Annotated in this window: 15 protein-coding genes and 1 tRNA gene; 5 read left to right on the forward strand and 11 right to left on the reverse strand. The window is 71.0% G+C overall.

Annotated elements, in window-relative coordinates:
- Positions 1–61: 61 nt before the first annotated feature.
- From G555_RS0115290 to G555_RS20515, 5 genes are all read right to left on the reverse strand, one after another.
- Positions 62–343 carry a DUF1540 domain-containing protein gene (locus G555_RS0115290; RefSeq protein ID WP_028709530.1) on the reverse strand — a complete coding sequence of 94 codons (282 nt, stop codon included), beginning with the start codon at positions 341–343 and terminating at the stop codon, positions 62–64.
- A gap of 92 nt (positions 344–435) precedes the next feature.
- Positions 436–561 (reverse strand): hypothetical protein, encoded by a 126-nt coding sequence (locus G555_RS23255; protein WP_281168205.1) that lies wholly within the window; start codon positions 559–561, stop codon positions 436–438.
- 64 nt (positions 562–625) lie between these two features.
- Positions 626–1,639 (reverse strand): AAA family ATPase, encoded by a 1,014-nt coding sequence (locus G555_RS0115300; RefSeq protein ID WP_028709531.1) that lies wholly within the window; start codon positions 1,637–1,639, stop codon positions 626–628.
- Positions 1,636–2,217 carry a nicotinamide riboside transporter PnuC gene (gene pnuC / locus G555_RS20510; protein WP_084635319.1) on the reverse strand — a complete coding sequence of 194 codons (582 nt, stop codon included), beginning with the start codon at positions 2,215–2,217 and terminating at the stop codon, positions 1,636–1,638. Before pnuC ends, G555_RS0115300 begins: the two co-directional genes overlap by 4 nt.
- The gene (locus tag G555_RS20515; protein WP_051209399.1) at positions 2,214–3,239 is read right to left on the reverse strand and encodes an ADP-ribosylglycohydrolase family protein; all 1,026 of its coding nucleotides are present in this window, start codon (positions 3,237–3,239) and stop codon (positions 2,214–2,216) included. Before G555_RS20515 ends, pnuC begins: the two co-directional genes overlap by 4 nt.
- Positions 3,240–3,342: 103 nt before the next feature.
- Between G555_RS20515 and G555_RS0115315 the strand changes: the two genes are divergently transcribed.
- Complete coding sequence (locus G555_RS0115315; RefSeq protein ID WP_028709532.1) at positions 3,343–4,029, forward strand: NUDIX hydrolase; 687 nt, start codon at positions 3,343–3,345, stop codon at positions 4,027–4,029.
- Between the two features lie 666 nt (positions 4,030–4,695).
- On the opposite strand, the gene G555_RS0115320 is transcribed toward G555_RS0115315, so the two are convergent.
- The 6 genes from G555_RS0115320 to G555_RS0115345 all read right to left on the reverse strand — a co-directional run bounded on the left by G555_RS0115320 (position 4,696) and on the right by G555_RS0115345 (position 9,137).
- Positions 4,696–4,768: transfer RNA gene (locus G555_RS0115320), tRNA-Pro, on the reverse strand.
- Positions 4,769–4,832: 64 nt separating this feature from the next.
- Entirely contained in the window at positions 4,833–5,429 is a 597-nt protein-coding gene (locus G555_RS20520; protein WP_051209401.1) for a NifU family protein, read from the reverse strand.
- Complete coding sequence (gene feoB, locus G555_RS0115330) at positions 5,426–7,369, reverse strand: ferrous iron transporter B (protein ID WP_028709533.1); 1,944 nt, start codon at positions 7,367–7,369, stop codon at positions 5,426–5,428. The genes G555_RS20520 and feoB overlap by 4 nt, the downstream gene beginning before the upstream one ends.
- Positions 7,369–7,668: a FeoA family protein gene (locus tag G555_RS20525; RefSeq protein WP_245581294.1), complete on the reverse strand. Its 300-nt coding sequence runs from the start codon at positions 7,666–7,668 to the stop codon at positions 7,369–7,371. Before G555_RS20525 ends, feoB begins: the two co-directional genes overlap by 1 nt.
- A gap of 154 nt (positions 7,669–7,822) precedes the next feature.
- Entirely contained in the window at positions 7,823–8,650 is an 828-nt protein-coding gene (locus G555_RS0115340; RefSeq protein ID WP_028709534.1) for an Fpg/Nei family DNA glycosylase, read from the reverse strand.
- A gap of 31 nt (positions 8,651–8,681) precedes the next feature.
- Positions 8,682–9,137 carry a ribose-5-phosphate isomerase gene (locus tag G555_RS0115345; protein ID WP_028709535.1) on the reverse strand — a complete coding sequence of 152 codons (456 nt, stop codon included), beginning with the start codon at positions 9,135–9,137 and terminating at the stop codon, positions 8,682–8,684.
- 104 nt (positions 9,138–9,241) lie between these two features.
- Between G555_RS0115345 and G555_RS0115350 the strand changes: the two genes are divergently transcribed.
- The 4 genes from G555_RS0115350 (at position 9,242) to G555_RS0115365 (ending at position 14,124) form a co-directional block, all read left to right on the forward strand.
- On the forward strand, positions 9,242–9,844 hold the full coding sequence (locus G555_RS0115350) for a mycothiol-dependent nitroreductase Rv2466c family protein (protein ID WP_028709536.1): 603 nt from the start codon (positions 9,242–9,244) through the stop codon (positions 9,842–9,844).
- A gap of 241 nt (positions 9,845–10,085) precedes the next feature.
- A complete protein-coding gene (pepN, locus tag G555_RS0115355) occupies positions 10,086–12,674 on the forward strand; it encodes an aminopeptidase N (protein WP_028709537.1) in 2,589 nt (862 codons plus the stop codon).
- On the forward strand, positions 12,662–13,807 hold the full coding sequence (locus G555_RS0115360; RefSeq protein ID WP_028709538.1) for a Nif3-like dinuclear metal center hexameric protein: 1,146 nt from the start codon (positions 12,662–12,664) through the stop codon (positions 13,805–13,807). Before pepN ends, G555_RS0115360 begins: the two co-directional genes overlap by 13 nt.
- Positions 13,804–14,124: a hypothetical protein gene (locus tag G555_RS0115365; protein WP_028709539.1), complete on the forward strand. Its 321-nt coding sequence runs from the start codon at positions 13,804–13,806 to the stop codon at positions 14,122–14,124. Before G555_RS0115360 ends, G555_RS0115365 begins: the two co-directional genes overlap by 4 nt.
- Positions 14,125–14,129: the final 5 nt, after the last annotated feature.

Raw genomic sequence — 14,129 nt, forward strand, 5'->3', positions numbered from 1 at the left:
CACCACGGTCGAGAGTGCGTGGGCCCCGAACACTCGGGGCCCACGCCTCACTCTTTGTGGATCAACGGACTTCGTACACCTGACAGGTGGCCGCGTCGCCCCCGACCTCGATGGCGTCAACACTGCACATCAGATCGTTGTTATGGACGCATTCCAGCCGCTGACAAGCACCGACGACACCTTGCGTGCCGACGAGACCGCCCCGCGCGTCGAGCGCGACGAACGTCCCGCAGGAAGGCTTGCCCGCGGCTCCACCGATCGTGACGGCGAAAGCGGTGCATCCTCCGTTGTTGTAGGCGCAGGCGGAAACGGCGCACGACTTGACAGCTGTTGCAGCACTCATGCTCTTCTCCTGAACTCGTATTTCGTTCTGCGCATCTGACGCGTCAGACGATAAGCCGGAATATCCCTCGAAACAAGGAAGATAAGGCTGCACTAACTCCAGAAGCGCGCGGCCGGGCCGAGCTCGACGATCGACGGGTACGCCAGCGCGCCGGCGATCGCCATGGCCGCGCGCGTCGCGGGGAGGTGCCGTCGGCGGATCGTCGATGCCTCCGGCATGACCGGCGGGCGCCGCAGGCCCGGCGAGAGACTCCTGGGACGTCGACAGCGACGGCCCCAGGGGTCATCCGAGCGGCTCGCGCAGGTGCCAGCCGGCGGCGAGGAGTTCGTCCACCTGCCGAACCGCCTGCCGGAGCCTGGCCGCGGGAGGGCCCTGCACCTCGACCCAGCGAACCCCGTGGACAGCGAGCACCGCGCGGAACCTCCGCTGCATCGCGTGCCGCAGGTGCTCCCCGTCCCGCATGCCGTCCTGGACGAAAGGAATCTCATCGCCGGTCAGCACGTACAGATCGGGCTTCCATTCCGCCGCCCGTCGCCTCACCGACGGCGACGGGCGCCCGACGTACCGCTCGTGCCAGATCGTCGTCGCGAGCACGTCGGTGTCGGAGACCACCAGAGGAATCGGAGCGGTGCGCATCGCGTCGCGTTCCTGCCGCTGGTGCTCGGCCACGATGAGGTCGAACTCGGCGGTGTGCCATGGGGCGTCCGCACCGCCGGGCCTGATCTCGGACCACGTCCGCCCGTACTCGGGCACCTGGAGGGTCCCGTAGTGCGCGGCGAGCGCCTGCGCCAGGGTCGTGGTCCCGGTCGACTCCGCGCCGACCACCACCACCCGTCGGCAGAACCACTCGCGCACAGCCGGGGACAGCGCCCACCAGTGGCCCGGGACGTCGCCGCGCACCGCGGTCCCGGAGGTCGGGAGCGATCGCCGGCCGGGATCGATCCGGTGCCACTCGGCGCCGAGCCGCCGGGCAAGCTCCGCCCCGTAGGAGTCGGACGTGAACACGGCGTCCACCGGGGCGTCGAGGAGCGCCTCGATCACCGTCATGTGCGCGTCCCATGCCTGCGGGGAATCGAAGTCGACCTCGGCCTCGTCCATGGCGGCGACGACGTTCAGCATCGGGAAGCGGTCACGGACCCAGCCCGCGCGCACGTCCAGCGGGACGGACTCCTGGGACGACCCGAGCACCTGCACGGTGACCCGGCGGCACACGGACGCCGCCGCGGCGATCAGGTGCTCGTGCCCCGCGTGCAGCGGGTAGAACTTCCCGAGGACGAGGCCGTGCGCGCGTCTCATGCCGTCACCTCGGCGGGCGCGGATGCACGGGCGGCGGCTCGCCACTGGGCCAGGCCGACGAAGCACATGACGAGGAACAGGCCGTACAGCCCGGCGGTCAGGAAGAGCTCCTTGTGGGCGTAGAGGGCGATGTAGATCACGTCCGCGGCGATCCAGAGGATCCAGTTGCCGATCCACTTGCGGTTCAGCATCACCTGCGCGCCGAGCGAGAGCGCCGTCGTCGCCGCGTCGCCCCAGGGCACCGTGGAGTCGGTGTGGGTCGACAGCAGCGCCCAGATCGCCCAGGTGCCCGCGGCGACCACGGACACCGCGACGCACCAGCCCCACCACGGGGTCCTCCGCACAACGAGCGCGGTGCGGTCATGGCCGCCGTTCAGCCACCAGTACCAGCCGAGGATGCCGAGTGCCAGGTACAGCACCTGCAGCCAGGCGTCCGCATAGAGGCCCGCTCCGATGAACAGCACGAAGAAGAAGACGTTGTTCGCGATCCCCACGGCGAAGGTCCAGATGTTCTGGCGCACGGCGAGCCACACGCACAGGGCGCCGGTGACGAACCCGAGGATCTCGGTCCAGTTCATGCCGGTCTCCATCCGTTCGAGGTGGCGTCGCCGGGACCGCGCTCCGGGGGTCCGCAGGCCTCCGCGTCGGGCCGCCCGCCCCGGGCGGCGAGGACGGCGAGCCGGGTCAGGTCGTCGGCGCCGAGGCCGGGCCAGCCGTGCAGGCGACGCTGCCAGTCCGGCGGAACCTGCGTCGCGCCCCAGACCGCGCCGGCGAGGCTCCCGGCGATCGCCGCCACCGTGTCGGTGTCGCCGCCGCCCCGCACGGCGCGCGACAGGGCTTCCTGGACGCCGGCCGCGCCGACGATCGCAGCGAGCGCGCCCTGGAAGGCGCGCACCACCCAGCCGTTCCCGGCGCGGAAATGGCGCGGGTGGATCCCGGGGGCCACCGCCTCGTCGATCAACGCGGCCCATCGGTCGCGACGGTCGGCGTCCACCCGGGACAGGCCCGCCTGGACGTCGAGTTCGCCGGTGCGGACGGCGTGGCGGATGGCGAGCGACCACAGCACGACCGCGTCGACGTTGTCCTGCTCATCGTGGGTGAGCCGGGCGATCCGGCCGGCGGCGTCGGCGAGGCGCGACTCGGCGCCCTCGGCGAGGTAGCCCAGCGCGACCGGCCCGGTGCGCATCAGGGAGCCGTTGCCCGCGCTGTGCCCGGCACGCTCGTGGACGGCGCGCGCAGCCGTCCGCGCCGCGGCCTCGGAGATCTCGCCGCGCAGGTGACCGAGAACGGCGCGGGTCTGCACACCGACGTCCTTCGCCGTGACGGACCACTCCGACCAGCGGGCGACGATGCCGGCGAGGACGCCCGGTTCGCCCAGCGACTCGCCTCGGGCGAGGGCCTCGAGGATCGGGACGGCCATCGAGGTGTCATCCGTCCACTCCCCTGCGTCGTGGCCGAACACCCCACGGCCGAACTCCGGGGCCTGGTCGTCCGCGAGCCCGTCGCCGAACTCGTACGCCGAGCCCAGCGCGTCCCCCGCGGCGGACGCGACCACGGCGCCGACCGCCCGGTCCAGTTCGACAGGGCCCACTTCGAGCATCCCAGCCACCGGCCTCCCCCTTTAACGCAATCATCGTCTAATTATCTGGAAGGAGTGTAGCGAACGATCGACACTTTGCGCAGAATCCGTCTAATCTGTGGTCATGGACGTCACCGAGCCCCCGTACCGGGACGGCTCCGGACGGACGCTCGAGGACTACCCGCGTCCGTCCGTCGCGGTCGACACGGCCGTCCTCACGGTGCACGAGGGCCGGCTGTGCGTCCTGCTGGTGCGGGGCGACGCGGCTCGGGAGCGGCTGCCCGGCACGTTCCTGCACCCGCGCGAGACACTGCGCGAGGCGGCGCTGCGGGCGTTGCACGAGAAGGCCGCGGTCGAAGGTCTCGCCCCACGCCAGTTGCGGGTCTTCGACAGCCCCACCCGGGACGATCGCGGCTGGGTGCTGTCCGTGGCCCATGTGGACGCCGTTCGTGCGGATCGGATCCGGCTGACCGCCCACACCCGCCTGGTCGCCGTGGACGAACACCCCGCCCTCGCCTACGACCACACCGAGATCGTCGCCCACGCCGCCACGACGCTGCGCCGCCAGTACCGCGGGCAACCCGACCCGTGGCATCTCCTGCCGCACAGCGGCGACGGCCTCACCATCAGGGACCTCCGCCTGCTCCACGAAGCCGTCCTCGGCGAACGCCTGGTCGCGGACACCTTCCGCCGCACGATGCTGCCCCACCTCGTGCCCACGGGCGAACGGCGCCGAGGCGCCCGTGGCAAGCCCGCCGAGCTGTTCCGACGGACAGATGCGCCCGAGAGCCGCTCACCGGCCGACCGATGACGGCAGGCCCGGCATGCAAGCCGACCTACAGCGTCCGGGACCTGCACCTTCGGGCGGGCGCTCACCCGCGAGCGCAGCGTCTTGCCCCACGCCGGCAGCCGGACGACGAGGAACAGGTCCTCGAGTAGCCGCAGGTAGGACTCGTGAGCACTGATATTCCACAAATATGAGCGAGCGAACTACCCAAACGTGACGGCGGGTTCGAGCTGCAGCGGTTCTTCATCCGCGGCCTCACCGCAGGTGCCGTCAAGGGCTGAGCGCAGGCGGGTGTGCCCGGCGTCCTCCGGTCCCGCACGGCGGGCCGGGGGACGACCGATGTGTCCCGGTACCGACCCCTCCGGGGGCTCGGCGCGAAGGAAGGACGGAGATGGAGTCTGACGAGCTGACGGGGATGACCGGGATCCCGACCGGCGACATGCCTGCGAACGGAGAAGGGGGGGCTCGACCATGAGTGCCACAGTTCAGCGCGGCCTCGGCTTCGAGCAGACCATCCCCTACGACACCCCGAGTCTCTGGACGACCTCCACGGCCCGACCTCGGGGATCGTCCGTGTGCGCCCGCACATCAGCACCAGCCCGGACCCCCGTCCACGACCTGGCCAGTCCCTCCCAGCAGTGGAACCTCGACAGCGCCCTCGTACGGGACGGGCTGCCCACATTCCAGCAGTCGGGGCGACAGGACTCGAACCTGCGATCTCCTGCTCCCAAAGCAGGCGCGCTAGCCACTGCGCTACGCCCCGTGGCGGTGGCAGCTTACCCGCCGCCCGGCGCACGGGGCCAACCGAAAATCCGATGCGGGGCCGCTCAGCCCGCGCGGCGCAGGGTGGGCCACGGCAGCAGGCGGCGCAGCGCACGCGGCGACGGCCTCTCCACCACGCCCGTCAGCGCGGGATAGTGCTCGCGCACCGCGCTCTCCAGGCGTGAGTGCAGGGTGTCGTCGGCCGCGGGGCACTGGGCGCACGCGCCCTCGAAGGCGAACTCGACGACCTCGTCGGTGACCCCGGATACCTCGATCCGGCCGCCGTGCGAGGCGATGTACGCCCCGAGCGTGCCGGCCAGGACGTAGTCGGTGACCCGGGAGAGAACCTCGGCCCCGGCCGGGACGACGCCCCACCGCTGCGGCTCCACCAGCGCCGCCTGCAGGGCCTCGCGCACCTGCGCGCCCTCGGCCCGCCACGAGCGGCCGTCGGACAGCCACAGCCACACCAGGCCACGCGCGACCAGCCCGTCGGACAGCGTCGCATCGGCGAACAGCTCCCCCAGCGCCCCCGGCGCGGCGGCGACCCGACCCACCGGCAGCGGCACCGCGACAGGCACGTGCCACAGCAGCGCGCGTCCGTCCGCCGCCACCGGTTCGGGGTGGACCGGCAGCGGGGACGACGCCACACGGATCGTGTTCATAGGAACAGCTCGACCAGGTTCTTGGTGAGGAACGCGAACACCCAGGCGGCCGCGAAGTACGACGTCCAGGCGATCACCGGCCACTTCCACGTCCCGGTCTCGCGCCGCATGGTTCCGATCGTCGACATGCATTGGAGGGCGAACGCGAAGAAGATCATCAACGCCGCGATCGTTCCGGGCGTGAACAGAGGCTGCCCCGCGTTCGGGCCGTGGTCGACCGTCATCTGCTCCAGCGCCCCGGCCGGGTCCTCCGGATCGGACGCGGCTGCGATCTGCCCCAGCGTCGCCACGAACACCTCGCGCGCGGCGAAGGTCGAGATCACGGCGATGTTCACGCGCCAGTCGAAGCCCAACGGCTCGAACACCGGCTCGACGGCCTTGCCGGCGCTCGCCGCGTACGAGTGCTCCAGGACGTAGGACGAGACCGCGGCGTCGTCGGACGTGTCGACGCCCGCGGCCTCCATGGACGTCGTCGACTGCAACGGCAGGTTCAGGGCGACCCAGAGGACGACGGTCGTCAGGAGGATGATCGTGCTCACCTTGCGCAGGAACGCCTTGCAGGCGTCCCACACCGAGGTCACGACCGACCGGAGCCGCGGCATCCGGTAGCTCGGCATCTCCATGTAGAAGGGCATCCGGACGCCCCGCCTGCCCGTGAGCCGCTTCGTGACCCACGCCGCGGTCATGGCGGCGACCGCACCCAGCAGGTACAGCCCGAACATGATCGTGCCCTGCAGCCCGATCGGACCCCAGCGGAGGTCCGCCGGCACCAGCATGCCGATCAGCAGCACATACACCGGCAGCCGCGCCGCGCACGTCATGAGCGGCGCACCCATCATGGTGGCGATCCGGTCCTTCGCGCTCGGCAGCGAACGGGTCGCCATGATGCCGGGGATGGCGCACGCGACCGACGACAGGAGCGCCACGAAGGCCCGCCCCTCGAGCCCCGCCGACGCCATGACGCGGTCCATCAGGAACGCCGCCCGCGACATGTACCCGGACCCTTCGAGCAGCGCGATGAGGATGAACAGGAGTGCGATCTGCGGGATGAACACGAGCACCCCGCCGACGCCGCCGATGAGGGCGTCCGCCACGAAGCTCGACAGCCAGCCGATCGGGATGCTCTCGCGGGCCAGTTCGCCCAGCCAGGCGAACCCCTCCTCGACCCATCCCTGAAGCGGGGCCGCGACGGTGAACACCGTCTGGAAGAAGACGAACATCGTGACGAAGAAGATGAGCGTGCCCCACACCGGGTGGAGCAGGACGGCGTCGGCCCGGTTCGTCCGGGTGTCCGTGCCGGCCGCCGTGTACTCGGCACGCTGCAGCACCGACCGGATCCAGGCCGTCACCTGCTCGGGGTCCGTCGGCGGCGGGACGACGGGGGCAGGCCATTCGCCCACGCGCGTCATGGCGTCCCGCAGCACGGCGAGTTCGTCCGGCCGGCCGGCCGTCACGGTCACGACCGTCACGCCCAGCGCCCGCTCCAGCGCCTGCGCATCGACCGATCCGCGGCGTCGCGCGTGCTCGTCGGCGAAGGTGAGGACGACACACACCGGGAGGCCGGCCTGCAGGACGTGCGCGAGGAAGCCGAGCGACCGCTGCAGGGAGGTGGCGTCGAGGGTCACCAGCAGCGCGTCGGGCGTCGGGACGTGGTGGTGATCACGGTCGAGCACCTGCGCGACGATGTCCTCGTCGGGGCTGATCGGGTCGAGGCTGTACGCACCGGGCAGATCCTCGACGGCGGCCTTGTCCCCGTCGGGCAGCTTGGTCACGCCTTCGTAGCGCGACACCGTCACGCCCGGGTAGTTGCCCGTCTTGGCGCGCAGCCCGGTGAGGGCGTTGAACAGGGTGGTCTTCCCGGAGTTCGGACTGCCGACCAGGGCGAATCTGCGCAGGCCGGTAGCCGTGGCGGTCGCACCGCCATGATGGTTGTGGGACATCAGGCGGCGATCAGGACGTGTCTGGCTTCGTGTCTGCGCAGGACGATCTCGGTGCCTGCGACGCGGAACATGAGGGGGTCGCGCAACGGCGCCTTGCGAAGGAGCTCGGCGTCGGCGCCCGGGACGAAGCCGAGGTCGAACAGGCGTCGCGCGATATGCGGGTCGAGTTCGGCGGTGAAGCCGAGGATCGTGCCTCGGATGCCGCGACGAAGATCGGCGAGAGAGCACGCCTTGTCGCACGCCTCCGGCGGCGGGCTGGCGAGGCATCTCGCACACAACTGTTCGGTAATCGCGGTCACGTATATGAGGCTAGCATCGCCTAACTCACCGCGAGAGGGTTCTGTGGCACTTCCTCACCGAACCGCCACCGCCCCGGCGGCAGCAGGCACCGGCCCGCCACGCACGGCACAAGACCCGCGTCCGCGCCCGGAGCCTCGTCCCGGCGACCAGACCTCACCGACGCTGACAATGCCGGCACCAGTACAGGTTGCGGCCCTGCAGCACGGCCGTCGAGACCTCGCGCCCGCAGACCAGGCACTCCTGTCCGGCACGGCGGTACACGTACACCTCGCCGCCGTGGCGGTCCAGGCGCGGCGCACGGCCCATCGCCTCGGGCTCGTGCTCGGGCAGGACGCTGTCGATGCGTCCGGTCGTCACCGCGTCCTCCATGAGCCCGACGAGGTCGGCCCAGATCCGGCCGAACGCCGGGCGGGTGACCCGCTGCCCCTCCCGGAACGGGCTCATCCGCTGACGGAACAGCACCTCGGCACGGAAGATGTTGCCCACCCCGGCGGTGATCCGCTGATCCATCAGCAGCGCCCCGATCGGCCGGCGGGAACGCCCGATCCGCGCCCACGCCCTGGCAGGGTCGGCGTCGGCGCGCAGCGGATCGGGGCCCGACTCCGCGAGGACGCGGTCGCGGACCTCGCCGGACACGAGCCGGCACCATTGCGGGCCGCGCAACTCGGCGACGCGCCCGTCCGCGGCGAGACGCAGCCGCAGCGTCGACTCGTCGTCGGTGTCGAACAGCCGTGATCCGGCGGGCCCGACACGGAGCTTGCCGATCAGCCCCAGATGAATGTGCACATACGGTTCGGGCAGATCGGCGAAGCGCACGAACAGATGCTTGCCGACCGCCTCCGCCTCCCGGCACGCATGACCGTCCAGCAGCGACGCCTCGGCGCCGAAGCGACCCTGCGGACTGCTGACGCGCACCGGACGTCCGGCGAAGTCGGCGGTGAGATCGCGGGCGAGTCGATGGGTCACATGACCTTCGGGCACCCGCCACCTCCGATCCGCGGGACGCCGCCGCTCACTTCTTCGTCTGCTCCTCGTAGGCGTTCAGCTTGTCGATGCGCCGCTGATGCCGCGGATCGTTGCTGTAGGGGGTGGTGAGAAAGACGAGGGCCATCTCCAGGGCTTCCTCACTGGACTGCATCCGGCCGCCGATCGACAGGACATTCGCATCGTTGTGCTCGCGGGTGAGACGCGCCAGTTCCGGGTTGTAGGCCAACCCCGCGCGGACGCCCGACACCTTGTTGGCTGCGATCTGCTCGCCGTTGCCCGATCCCCCGAGGACGATTCCGAGCGATCCCGGGTCGCCCACGACGGCCTCGGCGCAGGGAATGCAGAAATCGGGGTAGTCGTCGAGCGCGTCGTAGTCGCGCGCGCCGTGGTCGACGATCTCGTACCCCCGACGCGTGAGCTCCTCGACGAGGAACTGCTTCACCTCGAAGGCGGCATGGTCGGTCGCAATGTGTACTCGCATGCCTGCACTATCCCAGGTGGGAGCCGTGTGGAGCGACGCGCCGATCCGCACGCGAAGCCGTCTCGGGTCTCGAACTCTGCCCGGTCCGGGTCTAGCCTGTCGCCATGACGCAGACCGTGGACTTCTGGTTCGACCCCGTGTGCCCCTGGGCCTGGATGTCCTCCCGCTGGATGCTGGACGTCGAGAAGGTGCGCGATGTGCACACCGTCTTCCATGTGATGAGCCTCTCGGTTCTCAACGAGGGCCGCGACCTTCCCGACGACTACCTCACACTGATGGCTCTCGCGTGGGCACCGGCCCGCGTGAGCATCGCCGTCGAGCAGGAGTACGGCTCCGACAAGCTGCGCGAGTGGTACACGGCGATCGGGACACGGTTCCACAACCGGGCCGAGCCGCGCGAGCGGGCGACGATCGAGGCCGCTCTCGCCGACGCCGGGCTGCCTGCCGGACTCGCCGACCGCGGCGAGACCGACGCGAACGACGACGCCTTGCGCGCCTCCCACCACGAGGGCATGGACCCGGTCGGAGACGAGGTCGGCACCCCCGTCATCCGTGTGAACGGAATGTCGCTGTTCGGCCCGGTTCTCTCCCCCGCCCCGAAGGGCGAGGCCGCCGGCGATCTGTTCGACGGGTTCGTCAAAGTGACCTCCTATCCCGGCTTCTTCGAGCTGAAGCGCTCCCGCACGGTGGGCCCCATCTTCGACTGAGGGCGCCCGCGGAGGCGCCGCGACACGGCCCGCGCACAGGTCTTCGCGTTCGCGCGGCTCGCTGCCCGGCGAAACCGAAAGCCCTGGCCCACGAGGCGCTTCGGCCGTTCGGAAAACGCCTCCCCGATCCGTCCCGGCGGCATTCGCTCACATTCCCGTCACAGTTTCCATGGGTGTCACGGCCGTGACACGCGCCCAACGGGATAGTGTCAAGCGAGGTAGGCACGAAAAAGGAGGGGGCATGGACCCGGCCAATATCACGCGCGACGAAGCGCGGCGCCGTTCCCTGTTGCTGCAGACGTCCGATTACGACGTCCTCGTCGATCTCACCGGCCGGTTTCCCGACGGCTCTCCCCTACCCGACCCCGAGCGCACCTTCATCTCCCGCTCGATCATCACGTTCACCAGCGGCGCAGGCGAGACCCACCTGGATCTGATCGCCGAGCGCATCCTGTCCGCATCCCTCGACGGCGTCATGCTGGACCCCGCCGGGTTCACCGGCCAGCGGCTCCCCCTGGTCCTCGCCGAAGGAGCCCACACCCTGACGGTCGCGGCGGTCTTCCGCTACAGCCGCACCGGTGAGGGCCTGCACCGCTTCGTCGACCCGCTGGACGGCGTCCCCTATCTGTACACGCAACTGGAGACCGCCGACGCGCGGCGTGTGTACGCGTGTTTCGAGCAGCCCGACCTGAAGGCGCGATTCACCTTCACCGCCCTCGCCCCGCTGCAGTGGACGGTCCTGTCGAACTCCCCGTCGGTGACGCCGACACCGCTCGACGAGACCTTCGGGCGGTGGACGTTCGCGCCCACACCGCCGATCTCCACCTACATCACGGCGCTCGCCGCCGGCGGCTTCCACAGCGAGACCAGGCCGTACGAGGGGCAGGGCGGCCCGCTGACGCTGGGGCTGCACTGCCGCCAGTCCCTCGTCGGATACCTCGACGCCGACCGGCTGTTCGCCGTCACCGCGGCCGGGTTCGAGATCTTCGAGAAGCACTTCGGGACGCCGTACGCGTTCGGCGACTACGACCAGGTGTTCGTCCCCGAGTTCAACGCGGGCGCGATGGAGAACGCCGGCATGGTCACGATCCGCGACGAGTACCTGCCGCGGTCACGGATGACCGAGGCCATGTACGACACCCGCGACAGCACGATCCTGCACGAGCTCGCCCACATGTGGTTCGGCGACCTCGTCACCATGCGCTGGTGGGACGACCTGTGGCTCAACGAGTCGTTCGCCGAATGGGCGAGCTACTTCGCCCAGGCCGAGGAGCGCCGGACCGGCGGCGGCATCAACCCCTGGGCGACCTTCGCCGGATCCCGGAAGAACTGGGCGTACCGACAGGACCAGTTGCCCTCCACCCACCCGATCGCGGCCGACATGGTCGACCTCGAGGCCGTCGAGAACAACTTCGACGGCATCACGTACGCGAAGGGCGCCTCGGCGCTGCAGCAACTCGTGGCATGGGTCGGCCAGGACGCCTTCCTGGCGGGCGTGCGGGCGTACTTCGCCGAGTTCGCCTACCACAACACCGAACTCGGCGACCTGCTGCGCCATCTCGCCGAGGCCTCCGGGCGCGACCTCACCCACTTCGCCGGGCAGTGGCTGGAGCAGCCCGGCGTCAACACGCTGCGAGCCGAGGTCGAGGTCGATCCGGACGGGCGATTCACCTCGTTCGCGGTCGTCCAGGGCGCCGACCCGCGCTGGCCGACCCTGCGGCGGCACCGGCTCGGAATCGGCGTCTACGCCCTGGCCGACGACGTCCTCACCCTGGCGCACCGGATCGAGACCGACATCGAAGGCGAGCGCACCGAGATCGCCGACCTGGTGGGCGTCGCCCGCGGTGATGTCGTCCTGCTCAACGACGGCGACCTCAGCTATGCCAAGATCCGGCTCGACGAGGCGTCTCTGGCCGGCGCGATCGAACTCATCGACCGGCTGCCCGACGATCTCGCCCGCGCCCTCATCTGGGGCGCATGCTGGGACATGTGCCGCGACGGGGAGATGTCGGCCGCCGACTACGCCGAGCTCGTCCTGCGCGGCACCCCGCACGAGACCGACATCTCCACCGTGCAGGCCGTGCTCGGCAACGCGATGACCGCGGCCGACCACTACGCTCCGCGCGACCAGCGGCACGAGTTGCGCGCCCGCATCACGGCCGGGCTGGCCGCGCTGCTGCGCGACGCCGAACCGGGCTCCGACCAGCAGTTGGCGTACACCCGGACGCTCGTGACCGCCATCGACTCCCCGGCGGGCATCGAGCTCGTGCAGGGCTGGCTGAACGACGAGGAGGTGCCCACCGGGCTCGCCGTGGACACCGATCTGCGGTGGCGCATCGTCCACGAGCTGTCGCGGCTCGGCGCCGGCGTCGAGCTCGTCGATGCCGAACGCGAGCGCGACCCGTCGGTCACCGGAGAGGAGGCGGCGCTCGGAGCCCGCGCGGCGAACCCCTCCCCCGATCTCAAGGCCTGGGCCTGGGAACACGCCACGGCCACCCTGGACCTGTCCAACGAGTCCCACCACAAGGTCTGCCTCAGCTTCTGGAAGTTCGACCAGGACGAGGTGCTGCGTCCGTACGTCGACGCCTATCTGGACGTCGTCGACCGGGTGGCCAACGGCACCGACGAATGGGCGGGCGCCAGCCAGCAGTACCGGCAGAACGTCGTCAACCTGCTGTTCCCGCGCCCGTTCGCCGATCAGGAGTTCCTCACGGGCCTGGACGCGTGGATGGCGGTGCGCGAGCTGCCGACCCCGGTGTACCGCACGCTCATCGAGCGACGGGACGACGCGATCCGCGCCCTGCGTGCCCAGGGGTCATGGCAGGACTGACCGTCGCGGACGTCTGTGCCGCCCTCGACAGGCGGTACCCTCCGACGCTGGCCGAGCAGTGGGACCGCAACGGTCTCTACTGCGGAGACCCGGCGGCGTCGGTCACGGGCGTCCTGTTCGCCGTCGACCCGACCGACGCGGTCATCGCCGAGGCGGTCGCCGCCGGATGCGAGCTCATCGTCACCCACCACCCGCTGCTGCTGCGCGGAATCCACTCCGTGACGTCCGCCACGCCCAAGGGACGACGCCTGCTCGCCATGGTGCGCGCCGGGATCAGCGCGTTCAACGTACACACCCCCGCCGACTCGGCGGCTCCGGGCGTCAGCGACGCCGTCGCCGACCTCCTCGGGCTGACCGGCGTCCGCCCCCTCGACGCCCACGTGGCCGAACCCCGCGACAAGCTCGTCACCTTCGTCCCCGCCGATCATGTGGACGCCGTCGTCGACGCACTCGCGGCCGCGGGTGCCGGGACGATCGGCGCGTACGACCGCTGCTATTTCGCGGTCGCCGGCTCCGGCGGATTCCGCGCCTCGGCCGACGCGCAACCCTTCACCGGCGCGCCTGGACAGATCACCGAGGTGGCCGAGACACGGCTCGAACTGGTCCTCCCGCGGCGGCGCCGGGAGGATGTCACCGCCGCGCTCCGGTCCGTCCATCCGTACGAGACGCCCGCGTTCGACCTCCTTCCCCTGGCCGATGCGGGCGTCGGCACCGGCATCGGGCGCATCGGGACGCTGCCCGCGCCGCTGCCGGCCCGCGACCTGGCGGCGCGCCTCGCCGCATCCCTGCCCGCGACCGTGGCCGGGCTGCGGCTCGGCGGTGACCCCGAACGGGTCGTGTCGCGAGTCGCGATCCTCGCCGGAGCCGGTGACTCGCACCTGGACGCCGCCCGGGCCGCCGGCGCCGACGCGTACGTGACCTCGGACCTGCGACACCACCCCGCGGAAGAGGCCCTCGCGTGGGACGACGCCCCGGTCCTCGTCGACGTCCCTCACTGGGCCTGCGAGTGGGCCTGGCTGCCGCACGCCGCCGCGGCGGTGCGCGAGGACCTGTCCGGCCACGACCTGACCCTGCACGTCAGTACGCTGCGGACCGAACCCTGGTCCCTGCACGTGAACGGAGGCCGGTCGTGACGGCCGAGGCGATGCTTCTCGTGACCACACCGTCGGTGCCCGGCTACCGGTTCGAGGCGGTGATCGGAATGGTGGCGTCACCCGTCCACCCCGACCCCGAGACGGCGCTGCTCGCACTGTGGCGCGAGGCCGTCGGGCTGGGCGCCAACGCCGTCGTCAGCGCGGGCCTGACGTTCGCGGCCGCGACGTACGGCCAAGGCATGTACGCCTCCCAGGCCGGTCAGTTCGTGGCGACCGGCACGGCCGTCGTGATCGCCCCCCTCGGCAAGGGAGAACCCGGGTGGACGCCGCAGTCGGCGTCGCAGGTTCTCCGCTGAGCCTC

The organism is Propionicicella superfundia DSM 22317 (assembly GCF_000423465.1).
Taxonomy (GTDB): Bacteria; Actinomycetota; Actinomycetes; order Propionibacteriales; family Propionibacteriaceae; genus Propionicicella; species Propionicicella superfundia.

Coding starts and splice junctions, on each gene's coding strand:
- G555_RS23255 (WP_281168205.1), bottom strand. CDS start 561: ATGCCGGAGGCATCGACGATCCGCCGACGGCACCTCCCCGCGACGCGC.
- G555_RS0115290 (WP_028709530.1), bottom strand. CDS start 343: ATGAGTGCTGCAACAGCTGTCAAGTCGTGCGCCGTTTCCGCCTGCGCC.
- G555_RS0115350 (WP_028709536.1), top strand. CDS start 9,242: ATGACGCAGACCGTGGACTTCTGGTTCGACCCCGTGTGCCCCTGGGCC.
- feoB (WP_028709533.1), bottom strand. CDS start 7,369: ATGTCCCACAACCATCATGGCGGTGCGACCGCCACGGCTACCGGCCTG.
- pepN (WP_028709537.1), top strand. CDS start 10,086: ATGGACCCGGCCAATATCACGCGCGACGAAGCGCGGCGCCGTTCCCTG.
- G555_RS0115345 (WP_028709535.1), bottom strand. CDS start 9,137: ATGCGAGTACACATTGCGACCGACCATGCCGCCTTCGAGGTGAAGCAG.
- G555_RS20520 (WP_051209401.1), bottom strand. CDS start 5,429: ATGAACACGATCCGTGTGGCGTCGTCCCCGCTGCCGGTCCACCCCGAA.
- pnuC (WP_084635319.1), bottom strand. CDS start 2,217: ATGAACTGGACCGAGATCCTCGGGTTCGTCACCGGCGCCCTGTGCGTG.
- G555_RS0115300 (WP_028709531.1), bottom strand. CDS start 1,639: ATGAGACGCGCGCACGGCCTCGTCCTCGGGAAGTTCTACCCGCTGCAC.
- G555_RS20515 (WP_051209399.1), bottom strand. CDS start 3,239: ATGCTCGAAGTGGGCCCTGTCGAACTGGACCGGGCGGTCGGCGCCGTG.
- G555_RS0115315 (WP_028709532.1), top strand. CDS start 3,343: ATGGACGTCACCGAGCCCCCGTACCGGGACGGCTCCGGACGGACGCTC.
- G555_RS0115360 (WP_028709538.1), top strand. CDS start 12,662: ATGGCAGGACTGACCGTCGCGGACGTCTGTGCCGCCCTCGACAGGCGG.